Origin of the sequence: Streptomyces sp. SID9727 (assembly GCF_010550605.1) — a bacterium.
Taxonomy (GTDB): domain Bacteria; phylum Actinomycetota; class Actinomycetes; order Streptomycetales; family Streptomycetaceae; genus Streptomyces.
Genome location: NZ_JAAGNI010000187.1, coordinates 1 through 4,227 on the forward strand (window position 1 = coordinate 1; position 4,227 = coordinate 4,227).

Sequence of the window (4,227 nt, forward strand, 5' to 3'; positions counted from 1 at the left end):
CCCCGCCGCCGCGCCGGTGCCGGCGGGCGCGGGGGTGCCCGGGCTGGCCGGACTCGACGTGCGGGGGACCTCACTCGCGCTGCCCGTGCCCCGGGTCGACGCGAGCGACCCGAACGCGGGGTTCCTGGCCGGGGTGATGGCGGCGGCGCCCGCCGAGCTGATCGCCGCGTTGCAGGCGGTGCCGGCCGCCTCCTTGGAGACCCGGCTGCGCGAGCTGCGCGCCTGCCTGGAGATGGGCGACCTCGGCGCCGCCGCGAAGACCCTGGCCGAGCTGGAGGGCCAGCACGCCGACGACTGGCGCGTCGTCTGGTACCGGGGCCTCACCTCGCTGGTGGCCGGCGACAAGGAGAACGCCGCGCTGTCGTTCGACGCGGTGTACGACGCGTTTCCCGGGGAGCCCGCGCCGAAGCTGGCGCTGGGCGTCTGCGCGGAGGTCCTCGGACAGCTGGACAACGCCGCCGAGTACTACCGGCTGGTGTGGCTGACCGACCCGAGCTTCGTGAGCGCGGCCTTCGGTCTGGCCCGGGTGCAGATCGCGGCCGGTGACCGGGGTGCGGCGGTCCGGACGCTGGAGTCGGTGCCGGAGGCGTCGATCCACTACACGGCCGCCCGGATCGCCGCCGTCCGGGCCCGGCTGCGTGAACGGGCCCCGCAGGAGCCGCTGATGGCGGATCTGACGGCCGCTTCGGCCCAGGTGGCGGCGCTGTCGGGGCTGGGGCTCGACGCGGTCCGGCGGGAACGGCTCTCGACCGAGGTGCTGGGTACGGCGCTGGACTGGGTACTCTCCGGTAGCCCTTCGGGCCCGCCGCCGGCCGGGACATCCGGCCCGGGAACGCTGCTCGGCAGCCAGCTGGACGAGCGCGGACTGCGGTTCGGCCTGGAGCGTGCGTACCGGATGCTCGCCCGGCTCGCGGAGCCCGGGGCCGAGAGGATCGAACTGGTGGAGCGGGCCAACCGCTTCCGCCCCCGAACGTGGGTGTGAACATGTCGCAGAACCACCAGGAGACGGCCTTGCCGAGGTGCCCCGGCTGCGAGGAGCCGCTGGAGCGGGGCGACCTGTTCTGCGGCGCCTGCGGGTACGACCTGTCGGCCGTGCCCGAGCCGCCCCGCGACCGCCCGACGGTCGCCATCGCCGCCCCGGGAGCGGCGGCCGCCCCGGAGGTCCGTCACGACGGTCCCGGCGCCTCCGGCGACTTCGAACTGGCCGCTCCGGGCGCGGTGCCCGACCCCGCGCCGGACCCGCGTACGGCCCCGGAGCCTCCGCAGGCCCCCGCCCCGGGCCCGGGCCCGGCGGCCGGCGGCAAGGTGTGTGTGGCCTGCCGGGCCGGGCGGGTCGACGGCGACGGCTACTGCGAGAACTGCGGACACGCGCAGCCGCGTGAGCGCGACCACATGGAGCAGGAGCTCGGTTCGGTCGCCGCGGTGAGCGACCGGGGACTGCGCCACCACCGCAACGAGGACTCGTTCGCGGTGTCCACGACGGCTCTGCCGGACGGCTCGGCGGCCGTCGTGGCGATCGTCTGCGACGGGGTGTCGTCGGCCAGCCGGCCCGACGAGGCGTCGGCGGCGGCGGCGAGCGCGGCCAACGAGTCCCTGCTGGAGTCGCTGCCGCGCGGCACGCATCCGCAGCAGGCGATGCACGAGGCGATCGTGGCGGCCTCGGAGGCGGTCAACCGGCTGGCCCAGCAGCCCGGAGGCCCGGAGCGCGACGCCCACCGCCACCAGAACTCACCGGCGTGCACCCTGGTCGGCGCGATCATGGCGAGCGGCCTGCTCGTCGTCGGCTGGGTCGGCGACAGCCGCGTGTACTGGGTGCCGGAGGACCGCTCCACCGCACCCGCCCGGCTCACCGAGGACGACTCGTGGGCCGCGCAGATGGTGGCGACGGGCCTGATGAACGAGGCGGAGGCGTACGCGGACGAGCGTGCCCACGCCATCACGGGCTGGCTCGGCGCCGACGCGTACGAACTGGAGCCGCACACCGCCTCGTTCAAGCCGGACCGGCCGGGCATCGTGGTGGTCTGCACGGACGGCCTGTGGAACTACGCGGAGTCCGCCGCCGAGATGGCCGCCGCGGTGCCCGGGGACGCGTACGCCCGCCCGCTGCACGGGGCCCAGGTCCTGGTCGGCCACGCCCTGGACGGCGGCGGCCACGACAACGTAACAGTGGCCCTGCTCCCGTTCGCCGTGTCACCGCAAGGGGCAGGCTCCGCCTGATACCGGGTGATTCACCCCTCTACGCCTTTGTCCGTACCTCTGGCTTCATCCGAGACGTGGAGCCTCAAGGAGCCGATCAGATGGCCAACTTCTCCAAGTCGAACGTGCCGCAGTTCTCCGTCGAGGTCTACCAGAACGAGTTCCTGCCCGAGGGCGGCCGGGAGGTCAACGGCATCATCACGGTCACGTCGACCGGAGGCGGCACCACCGGGGGCGTACCGCTGCCGGGGCGGGCCGCCGGGGCCGCGGTGGTGATCATGGTGGACTGCTCGGGTTCGATGGACTACCCGCCGACCAAGATGCGCAACGCCCGCGACGCGACGGCGGCGGCCGTGGACACCCTGCGCGACGGCACCTCGTTCGCCGTGGTCGCCGGGACCCACGTGGCCAAGGAGGTCTACCCGGGCAACGGCCGGCTGGCGGTCGCCGACGCGCGGACCCGGGCCGAGGCCAAGGGGGCGCTGCGCCGGCTGAGCGCGGGCGGCGGTACGGCGATCGGGACCTGGCTGCGGCTGGCGGACCGGCTGCTCGGCGCGGCGGACGTGGACATCCGGCACGGCATCCTGCTCACCGACGGGCGCAACGAGCACGAGGCGCCCGAGGACCTGCGCGCGGCGCTCGACGCCTGCGCGGGCCGGTTCACCTGTGACGCCCGCGGGGTCGGCACCGACTGGGAGGTGAAAGAAGTCACAGCCATCTCCTCGGCCCTCCTCGGCACCGCGGACATCGTCGCCGACCCGGCCGGGCTCGCGGCGGACTTCACGCGGATGATGGAGAACGCCATGGGCAAGGAGGTCGCGGACGTGGCGCTGCGGCTGTGGACCCCGGTCGGCGTGGAGATCCAGTTCGTGAAGCAGGTGGCGCCGACGGTCGCCGACCTGACCGGCCGCCGCACCGAGGCGGGTCCCCGCGCCGGGGACTACCCGACCGGTTCCTGGGGCGACGAGTCCCGCGACTACCACGTGTGCGTCCGGGTGCCGGAGGCCGGCATCGGGCAGGAGATGCTCGCCGCCCGGGTCTCGCTGATCCTTCCGGACCCCTCGGGCGGGGCGCCGCAGACCCTCTCGCAGGGGCTGGTACGGGCGGTGTGGACGGACGACATGGTGGCCTCGACCTCCATCAATCCGCAGGTCGCGCACTACACGGGTCAGGCCGAACTGGCACAAGTCATCCAGCAGGGGCTCGATGCCCGCAAGTCGGGAGACTTCGACGGGGCGACGGCCAAACTCGGCCGGGCGGTGCAGTTGGCGTCGGCGTCCGGGAACGAGGACACTGCGAAACTGCTTTCGAAGGTGGTAGACGTCGTCGACGCGGCGACGGGTACTGTGCGACTGAAGGCGAAGGTCGCGGAAGCGGACGAGATGACTCTCGAAACGCGCTCCACGAAGACGGTTCGCGTCAAGAAATAACCACACATCCGCAACGAGCGGCCGCCCGCCGGTTCACGTCCGCCGGGCGGCGGAGCACGCCACATGACGGCCTGCGGGCCGGAGAAGGAGAGGGGGAAGCGCCGACATGCCGACCTGCCCGAACGGACACCAGTCGGGTTCCGAGGACTGGTGCGAGGTCTGCGGCCATCGCATGACCGGGGCGGGCGCGCCCGCGGGTGCGGTCCCCCCGCCGCCTCCCCCGCCGCCCGCACACGGTTACGGCTACCCCCGGCCGCACGACCCGGACGCGACCGCCCAGGCCGAGCTGTGCCCGCAGTGCCGCACGCCGCGTGAGGCGATGGCGCCGTACTGCGAGGAGTGCCGCTGGAACTTCCTCACGAACACCGCGACGTCCTACACCCCGCTGGCACCCCGGCACAACCTCCCCGGCGACCCCGGCCCCGCCGGCAACCGCCCGCCGGGCTTCCCGGCGCAGCAGCAGCCGGGCCCGCCGCAGCCGCGCGACCCCTTCGACTACCAGGGCTCCCGCCCCTCGCAGGTGAACCGGTCCGCCGAACCCCTGTCCACGGGCCCCGGCCAGTCCGGCCACCAGGGCGGCCCGGGCCAGCCGCCGTTCGGC

The 4,227-nt window shown here is 74.4% G+C and carries 3 protein-coding genes and 1 pseudogene; all 4 read left to right on the plus strand.

Going from position 1 to position 4,227, the window contains the following annotated elements:
• Nucleotides 1–982: tetratricopeptide repeat protein (locus G3I41_RS12820; protein WP_164400339.1), on the plus strand; the 982-nt coding region annotated here is incomplete at its 5' end.
• Between the two features lie 2 nt (nt 983–984).
• The gene (locus tag G3I41_RS12825; RefSeq protein ID WP_203600885.1) at nt 985–2,217 is read left to right on the plus strand and encodes a protein phosphatase 2C domain-containing protein; all 1,233 of its coding nucleotides are present in this window, start codon (nt 985–987) and stop codon (nt 2,215–2,217) included.
• A gap of 80 nt (nt 2,218–2,297) precedes the next feature.
• Entirely contained in the window at nt 2,298–3,626 is a 1,329-nt protein-coding gene (locus G3I41_RS12830; RefSeq protein WP_164400341.1) for a VWA domain-containing protein, read from the plus strand.
• Nucleotides 3,627–3,732: 106 nt separating this feature from the next.
• Nucleotides 3,733–4,227 (plus strand): annotated as a pseudogene (locus G3I41_RS12835) (phosphopeptide-binding protein); the annotation flags it as partial.

Excerpts from the sequence above, each read along its gene's own strand:
- G3I41_RS12825 (WP_203600885.1), top strand. The coding sequence starts at position 985 with ATGTCGCAGAACCACCAGGAGACGGCCTTGCCGAGGTGCCCCGGCTGC.
- G3I41_RS12830 (WP_164400341.1), top strand. The coding sequence starts at position 2,298 with ATGGCCAACTTCTCCAAGTCGAACGTGCCGCAGTTCTCCGTCGAGGTC.